Consider the following 20,662-nt stretch of genomic DNA (forward strand, 5'->3'; position numbering starts at 1 on the left):
GTCACCTAGCCGGACGCAGCAGGCCGACGCTCCACCCGCGCCCGCCGGGCAGCCCGCCTCAGCGTGGTGAGCACAGCCGGCCCGAGCAGGGCGACGGCGAGTGCGTTGGTGATCGCGCGACCGGTGTCCCAGCCGCCGGTCGACGTGAGCAGCGTGTAGAGCACGAACCGGTGCAGGTTCTCCAGGAGTGGCGCCCCCGGTACGTAGGACAGGTCGGTCGAGTCCTGGCCGGGCACCTGGACGCCGAGGATGAACGGCCAGCCCCAAAGGTTCATCAGGAGGCCGTAGGCGTAGGCGGCGAGGACGCCGTACACCACCAGCATCGCGACCTCCCATCGGCCGGACACGCGCCGCGGCAGGAGCCCGGCGAACATGCCGACCCAGCCCGCGACGAGCATCTGGAACGGCAGCCACGGGCCGACGCCGGCAGTCATGAGCGCCGACGCGAAGAGCGAGGTGCAGCCGAGCACGAACCCGAAGCCGGGGCCGAAGACCCGGCCGCCGAGGATGAGCAGGAAGAACACCAGCTCCAGCCCCGCTGTGCCGGCGCTGACGCCGCGCAGGATCGCGTTGACGGCGCTGAGAACGCCGAGGATCGCGAGCACGCGCGCGTCCATGCCGCCCTCGCTGATCTCGGCGAGCACGACAGCGAGGATCACCGGCAGCAGCGCGAGGAAGAGGAACGGCGGGTCCACCCGCTCGGTCGGGTCGGCCTCCAGGATGAGCGGCCAGCCGAGCATCATGAGGCCGATCAGCGAGGCCAGGGTGAGCACGACGGCCGACCGCAGGCGCAGGGGTACGGCGACCGCGGACCGCTCCACGACGGCGCTCACGGCGAGACCTCCGCGGAGGTGGCCAGCGCGGCGGCGACCTCGTCGACCCGGAGCCAGCCGGGCCCGAGCACCTTCGTCACCTGGGGCGCGAAGGCCGGCGACTCGGCGACGACCTCGCGGACCGGCCCGCTCGACACGACCTCGCCCTCGGCGAGGACCACGACGTCGTCCGCGACCTGGGCGACGAACTCGACGTCGTGGGTGGCAACCAGGACGGCACGTCCCTCGGCCGCGAGGTCCCGCAGGATCCCGGCCAGCGCGTGCTTGCCCGGGTAGTCCAGGCCGCGGGTCGGCTCGTCGAGCAGCAGGACCGGCGGGCCGGCGGTGAGCACGATGGAGACGGCGAGCGCCAGCCGCTGGCCCTCCGAGAGGTCGCGCGGGTGCCCGGCCGGGTCGATGCCGGGAGCGAGTCGCTCGAGGAGCCCGGCGCAGGTGCCGACCGCCGCGGACGCCGTACGGTCCGCCGCGGCGCACTCCTCCGCGACCGTCTCCAGGTAGAGCAGGTCGGCGGGACTCTGCGGCACCAGCCCGGTGTGCCGGCGCCGTGCCTCCGGCCTGAGCCGGTGCGGGTCGTCACCGCCGACCCGCACGGTGCCGCGGGTCGCGGCGTGCCGCCCCTGCAGCGACCACAGGAGCGTCGACTTCCCCGCGCCGTTGCGGCCCATCAACCCGGTGACGGTCCCGGGCACGAGGTCCAGGTCGACGTCGCGGAGCGCCGGGACCGGCCCGTGCGCGACCACCAGATTGCGCACCTCGGCGGCCGGCCCGCGTCGTACCGGACCTGTCGGCCCCGTCTCGACCGGGAGAGGGTCCGGCGGCGTGCCGAGCCGCGACCGCAGCTCGGCAGTGCGACGGCGCGCGTCCCGCACCGTGAGCGGGAGCGGCGACCAGCCGGCGAGCCGGCCGAGCTCGACGATCGGAGGGGCGATCGGCGCGTCGACCAGGAGCCCGGCGGGGTCGCCGACCCGGACCCGACCGCCTTCGCCCAGCAGGCACAGCCGGTCGGCGAAGGGCACCACCCGCTCGAGGCGGTGCTCGGCGACCAGCACCGAGACCCCGAGGTCGTGGACCAGCCGGGTCACCGTCGCGAGGACGTCCTCGGCTGCTGTGGGATCGAGCGCGGAGGTCGGCTCGTCGAGGACCAGCAGCCGGGGGTGGGTCGTCAGGACCGACCCGATCGCGACGCGCTGCTGCTGACCACCCGACAGGGTCCGGAGGTCACGGTGGCGCAGGTCGGCGATTCCGAGCAGGTCGAGCGTCTCCTCGACCCGGCGCCGCATGGTCGGCGCGGCGAGGCCGAGCTGCTCCATCCCGAATGCGAGCTCCTCCTCGACGGTGTCGGTGACGAACCACGCGGGCGGGTTCTGGCCGACGTAGCCGACCAGGTGGGCGCGCTCCCGCGCCGGCACCTCGAGCACGCTCGCGCCGTCGATGACCACGTCGCCGGTGAGGGTCCCGCCGGTGAAGGCCGGCACCAGGCCCGCGACGACGCCGAGCAGGGTCGACTTGCCCACGCCGGTCGGCCCGGCGAGCAGCACCAGCTCGCCGTGGTCGATGGCGAGGTCGACGTGGTCGAGGACCAACCGGTCGTCGTAGCGGAAGGTGACGTCGCGCAGCTCGAACATCAGACGGCCACCCTCGAGGGCTCGGAGGTGGGCTCAGGTGCGATGGCAGCCCGGTTCTGCGCCGTCAGGGGAGGTGGTGCGACGAAGACCGGGACCACGCCGACGAGCACGCCCAGGAGGGCGCCCAGGCTGAGCGCGGGCACGCCGAGCACGCCCGGGTGTGCGACGAGCGGGTCCCAGTGCAGCACGGCCCACAGCGCGGCACCGACGGCGAGCCCGGACCCGGCGACGACGAACTCGATGGGCTGCCAGCGCTCCGGCCGGTAGCGGGTGCGCTCCACCCGCCGGCCGGCCGTCACGAACCCGGCCAGCGCCGCGACCACGCCGACGGCGAGCATCGGCCAGGCGAGAACCCGCGGGGCGGTGGAGTCGAGGAACGCGTAGACGCCGACCCCGACGCCGAGCAGCCCGAGGATCATCAGCGCACCGGTGGTACGACGCTGGCCCACGGTCGCCGTACCGGACCGGCCGTAGCCGCGGGCGTCCATCCCCGCCGCGAGCGACAGCGACCGCTCGAACGCGTCCTCCAGGATCGGGACCAGCAGCCGTCGCAGCCCGCGGACGCGCCCCCGGTCGCCCCCGCGCAGCTGCTGTGCGGCCCGCACGCGGCGGGCGCTGTCGGCGAGCTGTGGGATGACGGTGATCGCCACGACCATCGCCGTGCCGATCTCGTAGAGAGCAGGCGGCAGCGACCGCATAAGGCGCTTCGGGTTCGCGAGCGCGTTGGCGGCGCCGACGGCGATGAGCAGGGTCGACAGCCGGAGCCCCTCGTAGACCGCGGCCACGAGCTCCTCTCGGCTGAACGGCCCGAGCAGGCTTACGCCGGCTGCCCAGTCGGGCAGGGGGATCTCGGGCAGCGCGACCAGCACGTGCCCGGCGTCGTTGCCGCCGACGAGGAGCCGGAACAGCACCCGCACCACGAGCACGATGAGGCCGAGCCACAGGTAGAGCCGGAACGACCGCGCCCACGGCTGGTCGCCGCGGCAGGCGAACACGGTGATGGTGGCGACGACGAGCAGCAGCCCGAGGAGGAACGGGTTGGTCGTGCAGGACGCGCCGACGGCGAGACCGACCGCCCAGCACCACCAGGCGACCGGGTGGAGGTCCCGCGCCAACCTCATCCCGTGCGCCTCCGGAGGACTGTCACCAGGCCCGCCGCGCCGAGCACGAGCACTGCGATGCCGAGGCCGATCCACGTCGGGAGCGCGCCGTCCTCGTCCTCGGACGCGTCCGTGGCGAGGTCGCTCGGCGGCGCGCCGTCGGTGATGTCCGCGGCCGCGGGGAGGGTGCTGCTCGAGGTCGGACTCTCCGACGGGGTCCCGCGGTCGCGGCGGTTCTTCGGACGGTCGGCCTTCGCGGACGCGGACCCGGAACTGGACGCGGACGACGTGGCTTCGTCGGTCGTGGGCGTCGTGGGCGTCGTGTTCGTCGACGGAACGGCCGACGACTGGTCGTCGTCCGTGTCCCCGCCGCTGGTGCCGTCGCCACCGCCGTTGCCACCGCCGTTGCCACCGCCGTTGCCACCGTCGTTGCCACCGCCGCCGTCGTTGCCGTCGTTGCCGTCGGGCGGGTCCGGCGCCTCGTGCGGCGTGGGTACGACGTCGGGCGGCTGCGCGTTGCCCGCGCCCTCGTGCCATGCGAAGGCGACGTACCCGCCGTCCGGCACGCTCAGCCCGCCGACGGACTGGTTGGAGAAGACCCAGCGGCCCGACTTCCCGTCCGACCACCACAGGCTCCAGAACGCGTCGTTCTCGAGGCACTCGCCGTCGCTGGGCAGGCCGGTGACCTTGCAGACGTAGCCGGGCTGCTGGGGGTGGTACTCCAGCGAGAACCCGGCGTCACGGAACGCCTGAGAGGCGGACTCACCGCCGGCGTCCGGCGCGCAGCCGGCGCGGGTCGGCCCGTCGAGCTCGTTGTAGTCGACGACCACCGTCACCCCCGTCGCCCCGGAGCAAGCAGCCGCGGCGGACGCCGCGGAAGCAGCCGGGGTCGGGGCGGCGAGGATCCCGGCGGCCGCGACCAGCAAGGTCGCGACCACCGGTCCGATCGTCCTCCGTGCCACGGTGATCAGCGCGCGACGATGCGGTCGATCGCGGTGTCGTCGGCAGTCAGCACCTTCACGGCCCGCTTGCCCGCCGGCTGCCTGACGGTGACTCGTGCGAAGACGGGGTCGCCCTCGCGCCCGCCGACGATCGCGACCGTCCGCCGGCCGATGCCGACGCAGGCCCGCTCGCCCTCGGCCAGTCCCTCGATCCGCACCCGCACCCGCGAGCCGGCCTCGACCCGCTCGGGGGCGTCGACCGCGAGTGGGACGTGCGTCGACGGCGCGTGAGCCAGGGCGGGGAGTGCCTGTGCTGCCACGGTCTGCCACTCGCCCGCGACGAGCGCGCTGATGCCGGACCGACGGCCGGCGGCGTAGGCCCGCTTGTCGTACGCGATGGCGCCACGCTCGCCTGCCAGCGCCTTGTCGCAGGAGCGCCCGGGCACCTGCCGGGACCGCAGCCAGATCGCGGCCCTCTTCGCTGCGCGGTCGCGTCCGGCCACGGAGAACGCCCAGCCGCCGAGACCGGTGCTGTTCGCGTTGGCGATGCCGTTGTCGTCGGAGAGAGACCCGTTCCGCGCCTGCCAGCCCACCAGCCAGTCGGTCGCCTTGGCGAGCGCCGCCGCCAGCTCCGGATCGCCGGCGGCGTGCTCGTGGAGGAGGACCACGGCGAAGGCCGTGGCATCGGGGCCGGCCGCCGAGCCGTCGCAGGTGTCAGTGAAGAAGCTGAGGAAGTGGCCGCCGCTGCACTGCTGGGTCAGCAAGAAGTCGACCGCCGCCTCGGCCTCCGGAGAGCCGACGTTGAGCAGGCCGCGGGCCGCCCAGGTCTGGCCGTAGACGTTGGCGAAGTCGGATCCGCCGGCGTCGGCGATCCGGCCGGACTCGCCGGTCAGCGCCTCCATCCGGGCGACCAGGTCGGTGCCGCCGAACGCGGCCGGGTCGGCGTCGCCGCCGAGGTCGCTCACGAACGACAGCAGCTTGCCGGTGGGACCGGCGTAGTGGTCGTCGGGCGCGCCGAAGTCGGCGCCCGTGATGTAGGAGTCGACCGTCTCCGCGAGCGCGCCGGTGATCCGCGGCAGGAGCCGGGTGCGACCGATCGCGTCGAGCGCGTACGCCGCCTCGACCGTGCCGCCGTAGTCGTTGTAGCTGACCGCCCCCGACCCGCCGTCGTACGCCGCGTGGAGGAGCCCGTCGTCGAGCCGGGAGCTGAGCCAGGTGGTGCCGATCGCCTTCGGAAGACGGTCGGGGTCCTCGTGGGCCTGGGCCGGTGCTGCCGTCAGGCTGACGGCGAGCGCGCCGCCCACGAGGGCGGCGCCGTACCGGCGAACGATGGTGCTGGACATGTGTTCCTTCCCGCTGCAGCAGGGGGAGGGAACCGATGTCGACGGCCCGACCCGCTGCTCTCCGCGACAGCGCTTGCGTCAGGGACGCGCCGTGACAGGTGCTCCGGCTCGCCGTACTCCCGAAAGTCCGGCCTACGGTTGCGGGTCAGCGCCGGAATTCGACCGGCTTCCCCCGCCACGGGCGTATTGGATTGATCCCGCGCAGCCTAAGCCCGCGCGGCCCGATTGACACCATCGGCCCGAGAACCGGACCTCAGGTCAGCTTCTCCAGGATCAGCTCCCGCACCCGTCCGGCGTCGGCCTGCCCGCGCATCTCCTTCATGACCGCGCCGATCAGCGCACCCGCGGCGGCGACCTTGCCGTCGCGGATCTTGTCGGCGATGTCAGGGTTGGCGGCGATCGCCTTGTCCACCGCCGTCGACAGCGCGCCGTCGTCGGAGACCACCGCCAGACCGCTCTTCTCGACGATCTCGGCGGGGGTCCCCTCGCCGGCGTAGAGGCCCTCGAACACCTTGCGCGCGAGCTTGTCGTTGATCGTGCCGGCGTCGACGAGCTGTTGCACGGCGGCGACGTCGGCCGGCGTCACGCCGAGCTGGTCGATCGGGGTGTCGGTGTCGTTGGCCCGCCGGGCGAGCTCGCCCAGCCACCACTTGCGCGCCGCCTGCGGCGACGCGCCCGCAGCCACCGTCTGCTCCACCAGCGCGAGCGCACCGGCACCCACGGTGTCCCTCATCTCGAGGTCGGAGAAGCCCCACTCGGCCTGCAGCCGGGCGCGCTGCGCGGTCGGGTTCTCCGGCAGCGTGCCGCGCAGCTCCTCCACCCACTCCCGCGTCGGGGCCACCGGCACCAGGTCCGGCTCGGGGAAGTAGCGGTAGTCCTCGGCGTCGGACTTCTCCCGGCCGGAGGTGGTGACGCCGGTGTCCTCGTGCCAGTGGCGGGTCTCCTGCAGGATCCGCTCCCCCGCGTCGAGCACCGCGGCGTGCCGCGACATCTCGTAGCGGACAGCACGCTCGACGGAGCGCAGCGAGTTGACGTTCTTGGTCTCGGTGCGGGTGCCGAGCAGGCCGGACCCCTTCGGCGCGAGCGACAGGTTGACGTCGGCGCGGATCGAGCCCTGCTCCATCCGGGCGTCCGACACCCCCAGCGCGACGATCAGGTCGCGGAGCTGGGAGACGTAGGCCCGCGCCACCTCCGGCGCCTTCTCGCCCGCACCGAGGATCGGCTTCGTCACGATCTCGATCAGGGGGATGCCGGCCCGGTTGTAGTCGACGAGCGAGTAGTCGGCGCCGTGGATCCGGCCGGTCGCGCCGCCCACGTGCAGCGACTTGCCGGTGTCCTCCTCCATGTGCGCGCGCTCGATCTCGACCCGGTAGGTCTCACCCTCGACCTCGACGTCCATGTAGCCGTCGAAGCAGATCGGCTCGTCGTACTGCGACGTCTGGAAGTTCTTCGGCATGTCCGGGTAGAAGTAGTTCTTGCGCGCGAACCGGCACCACTCAGCGATCTCGCAGTTGAGCGCCAGCCCGATCCGGATCGCCGACTCCACCGCCTTGCCGTTGACGACCGGCATCGAGCCGGGCAGGCCGAGGCAGGTCGGGCAGACCTGGGTGTTCGGGTCGGCGCCGAACTCCGTCGAGCAGCCGCAGAACATCTTCGACGCCGTGTTGAGCTCGACGTGGACCTCGAGGCCCAGGGCAGGGTCGTACGACGCCAGCACGTCGTCGAACGGGATAAGGGTCGGCGAGTGATCGGTCATCGGATCTCCTCCAGGACGGGCGCGCGGTCGAGCAGCGGCCCGCCCCACTCGGCGGTCAGCAGCGCCTCGAGCGCGGCGCCCACCCGGTAGCAGCGGTCGTCGGCCAGCGCGGGCGCGAGGACCTGGAAGCCGACCGGCAGCCCGTCCTCGTCGGCGAGCCCGGCGGGCACCGAGATGCCCGGCACGCCGGCCAGGTTGGCCGGGATGGTGGCGAGGTCGTTGAGGTACATCGCCAGCGGGTCGTCGAGCTTCTCCCCCAGCTCGAACGCGGTCGTCGGCGCGGTCGGCGACACCAGGACGTCGACCTGCTCGAACGCGGTGGCGAAGTCGCGGCTGATCAGGGTGCGGACCTTCTGCGCCTGGCCGTAGTAGGCGTCGTAGTAGCCACTCGACAGCGCGTAGGTGCCGAGGATGATGCGGCGCTTCACCTCGTCGCCGAAACCGGCGTCGCGGGTGGCCTTCATGACGTCCTCGGCGCTCGGGTTGCCCTCCGGCACGACCCGGAGGCCGTAGCGCATGGCGTCGAACTTCGCGAGGTTGGAGGAGCACTCCGCCGGCAGGATCAGGTAGTACGTCGCCAGCGCGTGCACGAACGTCGGGCACGACACCTCGACCACCTCGGCGCCGGCCTTGACCAGCAGGTCGACCGACTCCTGGAAGCGCGTCATCACGCCCGGCTGCCAGCCGTCACCCGAGAGCTCGGTGATGACCCCGATCCGGACTCCGGAGAGGTCGCCGGTCGCCCCCTGGCGGGCGGCGTCGACCAGCGACGGCAGCGGCTGGTCCACGGAGGTGGAGTCGAGCGGGTCGTGGCCGCCGATCAGCTCCTGCAGGAGCGCCGCGTCGAGCACGGTCCGGGTGACCGGCCCCGCCTGGTCGAGGCTGTTGGCCAGCGCGACCAGGCCGTAGCGCGAGACGGCGCCGTAGGTCGGCTTCACGCCGACCGTGCCCGTGACCGCACCCGGCTGGCGGATCGAGCCGCCGGTGTCGGTGCCGACCGCGAGCGGCGCCTCGTAGGCCGCCACGGCCGCGGCCGAGCCGCCGCCCGATCCGCCGGGGATCCGGGTCTGGTCCCACGGGTTGCGGGTCGGGCCGTAGGCGGAGTGCTCGGTGGACGACCCCATGGCGAACTCGTCCATGTTGGTCTTGCCGAGGATCGGCAGGCCGGCGTCCTTGATCCTGCGCACGACGGTCGCGTCGTACGGCGGGACCCACCCCTCGAGGATCTTCGAGCCGCAGGTCGTCGGCAGCCCCTGGGTGGTGAGGACGTCCTTCACCGCGATCGGCACGCCATCGAGCTGGTGGAGCGGCTCCCCGGCCGCGCGCCGCTCGTCCGAGGCCGCCGCCTGCGCCAGGACGCCCTCGCGGTCGACGTGGAGGAACGCGTGCACGCCTGCGGTGGCGTCGCCGTCGACCGCTGCGATCCGGTCGAGGTGAGCCTGGGTCAGCTCGACCGAGGTCACCTCGCCGGCGGCCAGCGCGTCGGCCAGCTCGGCGGCGGTCTTCCTGGTCCAGTCTCCCCCGGTCGTCACTGCTCGTCCCCCAGGATCCGCGGGACGGAGAACCGTCCGTCCTCGCTCGCGGGCGCACCGGAGAGCGCCTGCTCCGCGGTCAGGCCCGGGACCACGACGTCCTCACGGAACACGTTGGTGAGCGGGATCGGGTGCGACGTCGGCGGGACGTCATCACCGGCGACACCGCGGATGGACGCGACCGACTCGAGGATCACGGCGAGCTGGGGGGCCAGGTGGTCCAGCTCGGCGTCGTCGAGGTCGATCCGGGCGAGGTCGGCCAGGTGGGCCACCTCGTCGCGGGAGATCACTTCGACAGGCTCAGTACGGCGCTCAGGCATGAGCGCCAGTCTAGGGTTGCTCTCTGATCGTCAGGTGTCCGGCTCGGGACGAAGGAGATGCCCTCATGAACATGCGAGCAAGCCTGCTCCGCACCAAGACCGTCGAGCAGTCGATCGCGGAGACCGACGAGCCTGAGCACCGGCTCAAGAAGGACCTCGGCGTCCTCGACCTGATCGTGTTCGGCGTGGGGGTGATCATCGGTGCCGGGATCTTCGTGATCACCGGGACGGTGGCCAAGACCAACGCCGGACCGGCGATCACGATCTCGTTCGCGATCGCCGGCCTGGCGTGCGCGCTCGCGGCGCTCTGCTACGCGGAGTTCGCCTCGACGGTGCCGGTCGCCGGGAGCGCCTACACCTTCAGCTACGCGACCTTCGGCGAGCTGATCGCGTGGATCATCGGCTGGGACCTGGCGCTGGAGTTCACGATCGGCGCCGCCGCGCTGTCGACCAGCTTCTCCGGGTACTTCCAGGAGGTCGTCGAGGGCACTGCGTTCGAGGTCCCGGCCCAGATCGGGTCGGCGGCCGGCGGGGTGATCGACCTGCCCGCCGTACTGATCGCGCTGCTGGTGACCGGCGTGCTGATCGCCGGCATCAAGTTCTCGAGCCGGCTCAACCAGGTCATCGTCGCGATCAAGCTCCTCGTGATCGCCGCGGTGATCCTGTTCGGCGTCTCCCACATCGATGTCGACAACTACTCCCCGTTCGTCCCCGAGTCGAAGCCGGCGCGGGACACCGAGGCCGGGTTCATGGACACCACCCTGATCACCTGGCTCTTCGGCCTCGACCCGGCGGTGTACGGCGTTGCCGGGGTCATCTCGGCAGCCTCGGTCGTGTTCTTCGCCTTCATCGGCTTCGACATCCTGGCGACCACCGCCGAGGAGACCCGCAACCCCCAGCGCGACATCCCGCGCGGCATCCTCGGCTCCCTGGCGATCGTGACGCTCCTCTACATGGCCGTGAGCCTGGTGATCACCGGCATGCAGAACTACACCGACATCGACGCCTTGGACGCCGCGCCCCTGGCCACCGCCTTCGACTCGGTGGGCATGGACTGGATGGGCCGGCTGATCGCGATCGGGGCGTGCATCGGCCTGATCGTCGTCGTGATGATCCTGATGCTCGGCCAGACCCGGGTGGCGTTCGCCATGGCGCGCGACGGCCTGCTGCCACCCGCACTGGCCAAGGTGCACCCGACCTTCCGCACCCCCTGGGTGATCACGGCGGTCACCGGCGTCGCGGTCGCGATCATCGGCGGCCTGGTCGATCTCGAGACGCTGGTCCACCTGGTCAGCATCGGCACCCTGTTCGCGTTCGTGCTGGTCAGCCTCGGCGTGGTGGTGCTGCGGCGTACCCGACCCGACCTGCCGCGGGCCTTCCGGACGCCGGCCGTCTGGGTCGTGGCGATCGCGTCGGCGCTGCTGTGCCTCTACCTGATGCTCAACCTCACCGGCGGGACCTGGGTCCGGTTCCTGGTGTGGATGGCGATCGGCGTCGTGTTCTACGTCGTCTACGGGCGCACCCACAGCCGGCTCGGCCGCCGGACCACGGCGGAGGTCCCGCTCGCCGACTGACGCCCCCGCCCAACCGATCCTTAGTGCCGTCGCATCTGTCACCGTGACAGCCATGGGCGAGGAGAGGGTGAGTGGATGACGCGGCCACCGACGGATGAGGAGTTCGCCGAGCTCGTGCACGCGAGCTGGGCGAGCCTCTACCGCACGGCGTACCTGATGCTCGGCGACGCAGCCGAGGCCGAGGACCTGGTCCAGACGGCGCTGGCGAAGACCTACGCGAACTGGCGGCGGGTACGCAGCATCGATGCGGCGCCGGGCTATGCCCGGACGACGCTGGTCAACACCGCGGCGTCGTGGTTCCGGAAGAAGGGGTGGCGCAACGAGCGTCCGACCGAGTTCCTGCCCGAGCCGCCGCCCCACTCCCGGCACGAGACCGACCTGAGCGACCGGCGGACGGTGATCGACGCGCTCGGCACGCTGCCGCCGCGGCAGCGGGCTGTCGTCGTCCTCCGCTACTACGAGGACCTGAGCGTCGCCCAGGTCGCCCACGCGCTCGGCATCACCGAGGGCACCGTGAAGTCCCAGACCTCCGAGGCGCTGAGCAAGCTCCGAGCCCTGCTCGGCGACAGCGTCATCCCGGCAGGAGCGAACAATGACTGAACGACTCAGGCAGCTGCTCGGCGACGAGGCCGGCGTGCTGGACGTCCCCCCTCCCTCGACCGACGCCGTGCTGCGGCAGGGTCGCGGCCTGCGCCGCCGCAACCGGCTGGTGGCCGGTGCCGCCGGCGTCGCCGCCGCGGTCGTGGTCGGCGGCAGCGTCGTCGCACTCGCGGGTGACGGCGGCGGGAAGGCCGCTCCGGACCCGTCCTCCCCGACGATCAGCGACAACGCCGTCTTCTCCTACGGCAACCAGGTGTTCTACGACGGACCGAGCCATCGGGCAGAGATCCAGGACAACGCCGTCAAGTCGCTCTTCTACACCTCGGCCGGTGTCGTGGTGAGGCACGGCGACAGCTCCGCCAGTGACGGCGGCGGCCCCCAACGGTTCTCGCTGGTCAGCCCCGACGGCACGGTCGAGCGGCTCGGCCTCGAGACCGAGGAGACGGTCCACGCCAGTGACGTCGACCAGCAGTACATCGCCTACGCCGAGGCTGTGGACGGCGAGCTGCAGGCCGTCGTGTACGACGTTGCGGCGGACGTCGAGGAGGCGCGGGTCACGGTCGGGGCGACTGCGGAGACCTGGTTCCCGGTGTCCATCGACGACGAAACCCTCTACGTCCAGGACGGCTACGACAACCCGGCGTACGCCGTCGACTGGCGGTCCGGCGAGGTCTCCGAGTCGGACATCCCCAGCGTCTGGAACGTGGCCGCCGGCCGGGTGACGGCCACAGTCGACGGCGAGTCGGCCGTCGTCGACGTCGCGACCGGCGACGTCCTGGTGTCGTCGGGCTCCGGCTCGCTCGTGCTCTCCCCTGACGGCCGCTACGCGGCGCTCGCTGCGGGGGAGGAGGCGCAGGTCGAGCCCGACCGTGAGGTGCCGACGCAGGTGTTCGACCTGGAGTCCGGCTCGGACGTCACGGTCTTCGGCACGCCGTACGACTGGGGCTGGACGGCCGATGGCGACCTCTTCCAGGTCGAGAAGTCGCAGGTCCGGACCTGCGACACGGCGACCGGCGAGTGCACGACCGAGCCCTACGCGCAGCCGGACATCCCCGAGCCGGACCCGATCACCTACACGATGAGCGACCCGGTCTGCCCCGACGGCGGCCTCGAGTGCCACACCGATCCCGAGTTCTACGAGAACTGTGCGGAGAACCCGGACCAGTGCGAGTGGCGTGAGTCGGAGTACGTCGAGGAGCAGACCATCGAGCTGAGGCTCGGCGGTCGGACCTACGAGTCCTGACCGAAGGGCGTACCCGAGGCTCCGGCCCGGCACCGCTGCGGGGGTGTCGGGCCGGTGGCCGTCTCGACCCGGGCGATCCTTGAAGTTCCTAGGTCAGGAGGGTCGATCCCGCCTAGCCTGTGCCCGCGATGACGACTCTCCACGACACCGAGGTGGACGGCGTCCGGTGCTTCTGGGTGGACACCGGTCGCCCGACGCTCGCTGCCCGGCTCGCGTTCCGCTCCGGGATCGCCGACGAGGACATCACCGAGTCGGGATGGCAGCACCTGATCGAGCACGCGGCCCTCGACCGGTTCCCTCGCGGGGGCACGGTCGACATCAACGGGCACGTCACGCTGACCGACACCGCCTTCGACTTCCACGGCGACGGGGCTGACGTCGGGGAGCACCTGGCGCGCCTGACCCGCTGGCTGGCGGCTCCTGCCTTCGAGCGGCTCGACCACGAGATCGGCGTGCTCCGGGCAGAGGCCGACGTGCGGGGCAGCAGCCCGCTCGCTCGCGCCCTCAGTTGGAGGTACGGCGCCCGCGGGCCGGGCCTGGCGGCGTACGCCGAACCTGGCCTCGGCCGGGCGAGCCAGGACGAGCTGGCCGAGCGAGTCGGCCGGGTCTTCACCGTCGGCAACGCGGTGCTGATCCTGGACGGCCCGCCTCCCCCGGACCTGCGGATCGAGCTCCCCGCGGGCGACCTGCGCCCGCTGGTCGAGGCCGTGCCGGTCGAGTCGCCGCCGGCTGCGTACGAGGAGGGGTCCGGCATCGTCGTCTCCGGCACCGTCCCTCGCGAGGGCCCGATGTTCGTCGGGGTCGAGGTGCTCCAGCGGGTGCTGGTCGAGCGTCTGCGCCACGAGGAGGGCGGCGCCTATGCGCCGTGGACGAACTACGAGCGCGTCGACCGCGAGACCGCCGTCGTCACCGCCGGCTCCGACATCCGACCGGAGCTGACTGCGGGCATCGTCGACACGACCCTCGGCCTGCTGGACGAACTGGCCGCCGCCGGTCCGCGCGAGGAGTGGGTCACCGAGACGGTCGACCGGATCGTCCGCGGCATGCGCGACCCGTACGCCGCCATCGGCGTCGCCATGGGTGCCGGCATGCGCTACCTGCACGGCCGGGAGCCGGAGACGCTGGACCAGATGGTCGAGCGGGTCCGCGCCACGACGGTGGCAGGTCTCGCGGAGGGATTCGGCCAGGTCCGGGAGTCGGTGCTCCTCGGCGCGCCACCGGGCACGGATGCGCAGCGGCGGCTGCGGATGCTGCAGTTCCCGAGGACAGCACCGGCCGCGTCGGGCAGGGCCTTCCGGAGCATCAACTGGCCGGCCGACACCAGCCGGCTGCGGCTGGCCGACCACGCGATCCAGGTCAGCGACGAGCAGTCCGCGATCGAGGCGCGGTACGACGACGTGGTCGGGCTGATGGTGCACGAGGACGGAGCCCGCACGGCGCTCCGTGCCGACGGCTACTCCGTGACCGTCGACCCGCGGGTGTGGACCGACGGTCATCGCGCCGTCGACGAGATCGACAGCCGGGTCCCGGCGGCCCGCCACCTGCCGCACCCCCCTCTGCCCGGCGACGCGCCACAGCGCGCGGGTCTCCTCGGCCGGTGGTGGCCGGCGGTCCGCCGGAGGCTGAGCTCGCCCAGGGCGACGTACGTCGGCGTGCTCGGGCTCTACCTGCTCTTCGCGGTCGGCTTCGTCGGCTCGATGATCAAGTTCGGCGGCGGTCCGACGGGAATCGTCGTGATCGCCCTGGTCTGGGGCGCCGTCGCGGTCCACCGGGCCCTGCGTGAGGGCCTGGCCGACTCGTCCTGAGGACAGCGGTCAGCGGACGTGCTGGCGGAGGAACCTGAGGGCCCGCTCCATCGAGGCGAAGAACTGCGGGCCGAAGGCGTGCTCCTCCCCCTCATAGACCTCCAGGTCGACGTCGACGCCCGCGGCCCGCATCAGCCGCGCGGTCTCGCGGCTCCAGCGGATCGGGCAGGTGTCGTCGGAGGTGCCGTGGTGGATCATCACCGGCTCGGTGACCTGGTCGAAGTAGGTGCGGGCACTGATGCCGTCCCAGAACTCCGGGTTGTCCTTCGGGAGACCGTGGAGGCGGTCGATCGCGCGGACGATGTCCTGCCGCCCGGGATCGTTCGCGATCCACCGGTTGTAGCTGTCGACGGCGTCGGAGCTGACCGGCGCCCACACGACACCGGCGTCGACGAGACCGGGCTGCGCGACCAGGGCGTTGTAGACCACACCGCCGCCCATCGACCGGCCACCCAGCGCGATCCGCTCGTCGTCGACCGGGCCGGCCCAGGCCCGCAGGGCGAGCACGGCGTTGATGACGTCCTCCGCGTAGCCCATCCGGAGGTCGGCCTCACCGATCGCGGTGTCGTCGGACCCGGCGTGGTTGCGGTAGTCCACGTGCAGCGCGACGTAGCCGTGGTCGGCGAACCACTCGCGCTCGCGGGTCATGCCCTGGCCGTTCACGTAGACCGCAGGGTCGATGTAGCCGTGCGCGAGCACGATGGCGGGGAACGGGCCGGCACCCTCGGGCACCGCGAGCCGACCGGAGATGGTGAGGCCACCGCCCTGGTAGGTGACCTCGTACTGCCGCTGGGTCGCCGTCGTGTAGACCTCCGTGCCGAGCCGCAGCCGGCCGCCGTCGTACTCCTTGTGCATGAGGGCGGGCAGCGACACCGGGTGGGGCGGCTTCGAGGACTCCGTTGGCCCTGTTGGCCCTGTCGGCCCTGTCGGCCCGCTCGACGGCGGCCCGGACTCCGCGGAGGGAGCCGGCGCCGGGTTCGGGCTGACGTCGGACGGCTCCGAGTCCGGATCGGTGCAGCCGGTCAGGACGCACACGCCGCAGACCATCGCCGCCAAGACTCGCTTCACATCGCCCAGTCTGCAACGGGCGCGAGAATTTTCCGCAGAGCTGTCGATTTCCGGGGACGGGCGGCGACGAACGGGTGAAGGATCCACCCACGAGAAAGGACTCGAGAGATGAAGTACGTGCTGATGTTCACCCATGACCCCGCCCAGCTCGCCGGTGTGAGCGAGGAGGACACGCAGGCCGTCTACGGCAAGATCTACGCCTGGTTCCAGGAGAACGCCTCGGTGATCACGGACTCCGGCGCCGAGCTGCAGCCCGTGGAGACGGCGACCACCGTGAAGCACGGTGGCGTCGTCGTCGACGGCCCGTTCAACGAGGCCAAGGAGGTCGTCGGCGGGTTCAGCGTGATCGACGTCCCCGACATGGACGCCGCGATCACGCTCGCCAAGACGTGGCCGCACCTCGAGCTCCCCGGCGTGGCGGTCGAGATTCGGCCGATGGTCGAGGACTACAGCCAGTTCGAGTGACGACCGGGTGACGACCAGCGACGCGCTGCTGACGGCCACGATCCGCGAGGAGTCGGGCCGTCTCGTCACCGCCCTGTACCGCCGCTTCGGCGACTTCGACGTCGCCGAGGAGGCGGTGCAGGGCGCGGTCGTGGAGGCCGTGACGGCATGGCGGCGGGACGGCACCCCGCGCCGACCGGCCGCCTGGCTCGCGACCGCCGCGCAGCGCAACGCCCTCGACCTGCTGCGGTCGCGGGGCCGCCGGGCCCGCGTCGCCGAACGGCTGTCCGGAGAGCAGTTCGACGAGGTGCCCCCGGCCGACGAGGTCGCCGCCCCGGACCCGGACGACCGGCTGCCGCTGCTCTTCGCCTGCTGCCATCCCGCACTGGCTCCGGAGGCGCGGCTGGCACTCACCCTGCGCGCGGTCATCGGCCTCACCACGCCCCAGATCGCGCGGGCGTTCCTGGTCAACGAGCAGACGCTCGCCCAGCGGATCGTGCGCGCCAAGCGCAAGATCGTCGCCGCAGGCATCGACCTCAAGGTGCCCGAGGCGCTCGACGAGCGGCTGCCTGACGTGCTCGCCGTCGTCTACCTCGCCTACAACGAGGCTTTCGTGGCCTCGACCGGGAGCACCCACGACCGCGACCTCGGCAGCGACGCCGCGTGGCTGGCGGAGGTCGTCGCCGACAGCCTGCCCGACCACGCCGAGGCGTGGGGGCTGGCAGCGCTGCTGCGGATCCAGCACGGTCGTGCCCGCGCCCGGTTCACCCCGACCGGTGAGCTGGTGCTGTTGCGGGACCAGGACCGGACGCTGTGGGACGCGTCGGCGATCAAGCGGGCCGGCGAGCACCTCGAACGCGCGGCCTCCCTGCGCTCCCCCGGGCCCTACCAGCTCCAGGCGGCGATCGCGATGTGTCACGCCGAGGCGCCGTCGTGGGAGGAAACGGACTGGCTGCAGATCGTCACGCTCTACGGCGTCCTCATCCGCGAGGACCCCTCGCCCGTCGTACGCCTCAACGGGGCGATCGCCCTCGCCCAGCTCGGCCCCCGCCAGGCGGCCCGGGCGCTCGCCGACGTCGACGCTCTCGGGTCGAGCCTCGCCGGCTACCACCTGTGGCACGCCACCCGCGCCGAGCTGCTGCGACTGACCGGCCGCCCCGACGAGGCCGAGGCCGCCGACCGGCGGGCGCTCGAGCTGACCGGCAACGACGCCGAGCGCCGGCTGATCCAGACCCGGCTGCGGCGACACCCGCTCACCGACGGCTCGTAACCCCTCGCACCTACGCTTCCACCATGGGAACCGAGTCCGGCTGCCGGGTGACGGTCGGCACGATGCTCCTGGTCGTGGTCCCTGCCGGCCTGGTGGGCTGTTCGCCGGACTCCGACGAGCCCGTCGTCTCCGCTCCGGTGACGGCGCAGAGCGGACCTCCCTCCAACCCGACCGACGACCCGACCGGCATCACGAACCAGGGCGGGCCGAGTCCCACCCGCTACCGGCCGCACCCCGCGGAGATCGACGGCGCTGCGAAGCGCGCCGCCGCACGCGCCGTCGAGGCGCTGCCCGACGTACGGCGGGCGACGTACACGCAGTACTTCGGGTACCTGCCGCCGGACGCCAGCATCCTGGTCGAGGCCGACTTCGTGAACGGAGGTGGGACGACGTACGACGTGCGGATCAGTCAGACCCAGGAGGGGTGGCAGGTCGACTCGGTGACGGCCGCCCCGCCGGTGCCACCCCTGCAGGATCCGGGACTCTTGATCCGTCGGGTGTTGAACAGTGATCGCATCACCTTGCCGTGGGCCGGCCGTGTCGACGTCGCCGCGGGACTGGTCGCCGACACCGTGCTGCGGTCCATGCTCGCGGTGGCCGAGCAGCACCGGATCGGCGTCAGCGTCCTGATCTCCGCCCACCCGGTGCAGGTCTTCGGCACCGACCGGCGCAGCAACCATCCCGACGGGCTCGCCTACGACATCGGGAGCATCGACGGCCGGCTTGTCGTCGACCCCGAGGCAGCCGGGCTGGTGCGTCGGGTGATGCGGATCGCGGCGGGCACCGGGGCCCACCAGGTGGGCGGCCCCGACGACCTCGACGGCGGCGGCGGTCAGTACTTCTCCGACCCCACGCACAGCGACCACGTGCACGTCGGCTTCGACCCGTAACCGCACGGCCTATCTGCGGCGGTGGAACCTGATGTCGCCGTTGGCGAGCTTGTCGGCGTGGAATCTTCGGTCGTGGGCGCGGTGGTGGTGCCAGGAGCACAGGAGTACGCCGTCGGCCAGCTCGGTCTTTCCGCCCTGTGACCAGGGCTGCTGATGGTGGGCTTCGCACCAGGTCGCGGGGCGTTCTTCCCAGACACCGTTGCCGCGTCGTACGCACCTAGACCGCGGCCGGGCCACCCTCCAGGAGCGCCTTGAACCCGTCCTCGTCGAGGACGGGAACCCCGAGCTGCTCGGCCTTGTCGGCCTTGGACCCGGCATTCTCGCCGACAACGACGTAGTCGGTCTTCTTCGACACCGAGCCGGCCGCCTTGCCCCCGCGGGCGATGATCGCCTCCTTGGCGGAGTCGCGGCTGAAGTCCTCGAGCGAGCCGGTGACCACCACGGTCAGCCCCTCGATCGTCCGGGGCACCGACTCGTCGCGCTCGTCGGCCATCGCGACGCCGGCGGCCGCCCACTTGTCGACGATCTCGACGTGCCAGTCGACGGCGAACCACTCGATGACCGCCTCGGCGATGGTCGGCCCGACGCCCTCGGCGGCGGCGAGCTCCGCCTCGGAAGCCGCGCGGATCGCGTCCATCGACCCGAACTCGGTCGCCAGCGCCCGCGCCGCGGTCGGGCCGACGTGGCGGATCGAGAGCGCGACCAGGACCCGCCAGAGCGGGACCTGCTTGCGGGTCTCGAGGTTCTTGAGCAGCCCGACGGCGTTCGCGCTGAGCTGCGGCCCCTCCTCACCCTTCTTGGGCGCCCGGGTGAAGAGCGGCGCCTTCAGCAGCTTGTCGGCGTCGAGCGCGAAGACGTCGCCCTCGTTGTCGACGACGCCCGCCTCGACGAGCGCGAACGCCGCCTCGGAGCCGAGGCCCTCGATGTCGAACGCTCCCCGGCTGGCCACGTGGTAGACCCGCTCGAGCACCTGCGCGCGGCAGTCGCGGGCGTTCGGGCAGCGCAGGTCCTTGTCGCCCTCCTTCTGCTCCGCGAGCGTCGTGCCGCACGAGGGGCACTCGGTCGGCATGGCCCACTCGGCCAGGCCCTCGGGCCGCAGCGGCAGCACCGGACCGAGGATCTCGGGGATGACGTCGCCGGCCTTGCGCAGGATCACCGTGTCGCCCGGGCGGACGTCCTTGCGCTTCACCTCGTAGGCGTTGTGCAGGGTCGCCCGCTCCACGGTGGAGCCGGCGACCTTGGTGGGCTCCATCACGCCGTACGGCGTCACGCGACCCGTGCGACCGACGTTGACCCGGATCTCGAGGAGCTTGGTGTTGACCTCCTCGGGCGGGTACTTGTAGGCGATCGCCCATCGCGGCGCCCGGCTGGTCGAGCCCAGCCGGCGCTGCAGCGCGACGCTGTCGACCTTGATCACGACGCCGTCGATCTCGTGCTCGTGCACGTCGTGGCGGTGCTCGCCGTAGTGGGCGATGAACTCCTTGACCTCCTCGAGCGTCGCCAGCACCCGGACCCGGTCGCTGGTCGGCAGGCCCCAGGCGCGCAGCGCGTCGTAGGCCTCCGACTGGGCCTTCGGCTCGAAGCCCTTCCGGGCGCCGATGCCGTGACACACCATGCCGAGGTCGCGGCTCGCGGTGACCCGGGGGTCCTTCTGCCGCAGCGAGCCGGCCGCGGAGTTGCGCGGGTTGGCGAACATCGGCTTCCCGGCCTCGACCAGCGACGCGTTGAGCTTGTCGAACGCCGTCACCGACAAGAACACCTCGCCCCGGACCTCCAGCAGGTCGGGCACCGGGTAGTCGTCGGTCGCCGTCAGCCGGTGGGGCACGTCCGCGATCGTCATCACGTTGGGGGTGACGTCCTCGCCGGTGCGGCCGTCGCCGCGGGTCAGCGCGCGGACCAGGCGGCCCTTCTCGTAGAGCAGGTTGATCGCGAGCCCGTCGACCTTGAGCTCGCACAGCATCGGCGCCTCGGCCGCCCCGTCCCGCGCCAACCTCGCGTGCCACGACTCCAGCTCGTCGTAGGAGAACGCGTTGTCGAGGCTCTCCATCCGCTGGAGGTGGTCGACGGCGGTGAAGTCGGTCGAGACCGCACCACCGACCTTCTGGGTCGGCGAGTCCGGCGTGCGGAGCTCGGGGAACTCGTCCTCGAGCGCCTCGAGCCGGCGCATCCGCTGGTCGAAGTCCGCGTCCGACAGCGTCGGGTCGTCGAGGACGTAGTAGCGCCATCGGGCCTCCTCGACCTCCTCGGCAAGCCGCTGGTGCTCGTCTCGGGCTGCTTCAGGGGGACTCGTCACGGCGGTCACCAGGTCGCTCATAGGC

At 72.3% G+C, this 20,662-nt stretch carries 18 protein-coding genes and 1 riboswitch; of the genes, 7 read left to right on the forward strand and 11 right to left on the reverse strand.

The genetic code is table 11. From position 1 onward, the window contains the following. Nucleotides 1-5: 5 nt before the first annotated feature. From F0U47_RS17735 to gatC, 8 genes are all read right to left on the reverse strand, one after another. The gene (locus F0U47_RS17735) at nucleotides 6-833 is read right to left on the reverse strand and encodes an ECF transporter S component (RefSeq protein WP_438362084.1); all 828 of its coding nucleotides are present in this window, start codon (nucleotides 831-833) and stop codon (nucleotides 6-8) included. Next, entirely contained in the window at nucleotides 830-2,458 is a 1,629-nt protein-coding gene (locus F0U47_RS17740) for an ABC transporter ATP-binding protein (protein ID WP_149751816.1), read from the reverse strand. The genes F0U47_RS17735 and F0U47_RS17740 overlap by 4 nt, the downstream gene beginning before the upstream one ends. Further along, a complete protein-coding gene (locus F0U47_RS17745; RefSeq protein WP_149751817.1) occupies nucleotides 2,458-3,579 on the reverse strand; it encodes an energy-coupling factor transporter transmembrane component T in 1,122 nt (373 codons plus the stop codon). The genes F0U47_RS17740 and F0U47_RS17745 overlap by 1 nt, the downstream gene beginning before the upstream one ends. Next, nucleotides 3,576-4,496 carry a hypothetical protein gene (locus tag F0U47_RS17750; RefSeq protein ID WP_149751818.1) on the reverse strand — a complete coding sequence of 307 codons (921 nt, stop codon included), beginning with the start codon at nucleotides 4,494-4,496 and terminating at the stop codon, nucleotides 3,576-3,578. Before F0U47_RS17750 ends, F0U47_RS17745 begins: the two co-directional genes overlap by 4 nt. A 29-nt stretch (nucleotides 4,497-4,525) precedes the next feature. Beyond that, on the reverse strand, nucleotides 4,526-5,842 hold the full coding sequence (locus F0U47_RS17755) for a prenyltransferase/squalene oxidase repeat-containing protein (protein WP_149751819.1): 1,317 nt from the start codon (nucleotides 5,840-5,842) through the stop codon (nucleotides 4,526-4,528). Between the two features lie 77 nt (nucleotides 5,843-5,919). Further along, a riboswitch (cobalamin riboswitch) is annotated at nucleotides 5,920-6,037 on the reverse strand. Nucleotides 6,038-6,095: 58 nt separating this feature from the next. Next, the gene (gene gatB / locus F0U47_RS17760; RefSeq protein ID WP_149751820.1) at nucleotides 6,096-7,598 is read right to left on the reverse strand and encodes an Asp-tRNA(Asn)/Glu-tRNA(Gln) amidotransferase subunit GatB; all 1,503 of its coding nucleotides are present in this window, start codon (nucleotides 7,596-7,598) and stop codon (nucleotides 6,096-6,098) included. Next, a complete protein-coding gene (gene gatA, locus F0U47_RS17765) occupies nucleotides 7,595-9,130 on the reverse strand; it encodes an Asp-tRNA(Asn)/Glu-tRNA(Gln) amidotransferase subunit GatA (protein WP_149751821.1) in 1,536 nt (511 codons plus the stop codon). The genes gatB and gatA overlap by 4 nt, the downstream gene beginning before the upstream one ends. Then, nucleotides 9,127-9,450, reverse strand: a complete 324-nt coding sequence (gene gatC, locus F0U47_RS17770) for an Asp-tRNA(Asn)/Glu-tRNA(Gln) amidotransferase subunit GatC (protein ID WP_149751822.1) — start codon at nucleotides 9,448-9,450, stop codon at nucleotides 9,127-9,129. Before gatC ends, gatA begins: the two co-directional genes overlap by 4 nt. 65 nt (nucleotides 9,451-9,515) lie before the next feature. Here gatC and F0U47_RS17775 point away from each other — a divergent pair, with 65 nt between their 5' ends. From F0U47_RS17775 to F0U47_RS17790, 4 genes are all read left to right on the forward strand, one after another. After that, on the forward strand, nucleotides 9,516-11,024 hold the full coding sequence (locus tag F0U47_RS17775; protein WP_246159685.1) for an amino acid permease: 1,509 nt from the start codon (nucleotides 9,516-9,518) through the stop codon (nucleotides 11,022-11,024). A 75-nt stretch (nucleotides 11,025-11,099) separates the two neighbouring features. Then, entirely contained in the window at nucleotides 11,100-11,624 is a 525-nt protein-coding gene (locus F0U47_RS17780; RefSeq protein ID WP_149751823.1) for a SigE family RNA polymerase sigma factor, read from the forward strand. Further along, a complete protein-coding gene (locus F0U47_RS17785) occupies nucleotides 11,617-12,867 on the forward strand; it encodes a hypothetical protein (RefSeq protein WP_149751824.1) in 1,251 nt (416 codons plus the stop codon). The genes F0U47_RS17780 and F0U47_RS17785 overlap by 8 nt, the downstream gene beginning before the upstream one ends. A 128-nt stretch (nucleotides 12,868-12,995) precedes the next feature. Then, nucleotides 12,996-14,672, forward strand: a complete 1,677-nt coding sequence (locus tag F0U47_RS17790) for a peptidase M16 family protein (RefSeq protein WP_149751825.1) — start codon at nucleotides 12,996-12,998, stop codon at nucleotides 14,670-14,672. 9 nt (nucleotides 14,673-14,681) lie between these two features. Here F0U47_RS17790 and F0U47_RS17795 read toward each other — a convergent pair whose 3' ends face one another. Beyond that, the gene (locus tag F0U47_RS17795) at nucleotides 14,682-15,740 is read right to left on the reverse strand and encodes an alpha/beta hydrolase family protein (protein WP_246159686.1); all 1,059 of its coding nucleotides are present in this window, start codon (nucleotides 15,738-15,740) and stop codon (nucleotides 14,682-14,684) included. 108 nt (nucleotides 15,741-15,848) lie between these two features. Here F0U47_RS17795 and F0U47_RS17800 point away from each other — a divergent pair, with 108 nt between their 5' ends. The 3 genes from F0U47_RS17800 to F0U47_RS17810 are packed head-to-tail and all read left to right on the forward strand — an operon-like array spanning nucleotide 15,849 to nucleotide 18,344. Further along, entirely contained in the window at nucleotides 15,849-16,205 is a 357-nt protein-coding gene (locus tag F0U47_RS17800; RefSeq protein ID WP_149751826.1) for a YciI family protein, read from the forward strand. 7 nt (nucleotides 16,206-16,212) lie between these two features. Further along, nucleotides 16,213-17,454 (forward strand): RNA polymerase sigma factor, encoded by a 1,242-nt coding sequence (locus F0U47_RS17805; RefSeq protein ID WP_149751827.1) that lies wholly within the window; start codon nucleotides 16,213-16,215, stop codon nucleotides 17,452-17,454. Between the two features lie 23 nt (nucleotides 17,455-17,477). Then, nucleotides 17,478-18,344, forward strand: a complete 867-nt coding sequence (locus tag F0U47_RS17810) for a hypothetical protein (RefSeq protein WP_149751828.1) — start codon at nucleotides 17,478-17,480, stop codon at nucleotides 18,342-18,344. A 9-nt stretch (nucleotides 18,345-18,353) separates the two neighbouring features. Here the strand turns inward: F0U47_RS17810 and F0U47_RS22145 are convergent, their stop codons facing one another. After that, nucleotides 18,354-18,662, reverse strand: a complete 309-nt coding sequence (locus F0U47_RS22145) for an HNH endonuclease (protein WP_368666151.1) — start codon at nucleotides 18,660-18,662, stop codon at nucleotides 18,354-18,356. After that, a complete protein-coding gene (gene ligA, locus F0U47_RS17815; RefSeq protein WP_149751829.1) occupies nucleotides 18,562-20,658 on the reverse strand; it encodes an NAD-dependent DNA ligase LigA in 2,097 nt (698 codons plus the stop codon). Before ligA ends, F0U47_RS22145 begins: the two co-directional genes overlap by 101 nt. Nucleotides 20,659-20,662 lie beyond the last annotated feature (4 nt).

This window comes from Nocardioides antri, assembly GCF_008373765.1.
Taxonomy (GTDB): domain Bacteria; phylum Actinomycetota; class Actinomycetes; order Propionibacteriales; family Nocardioidaceae; genus Nocardioides; species Nocardioides antri.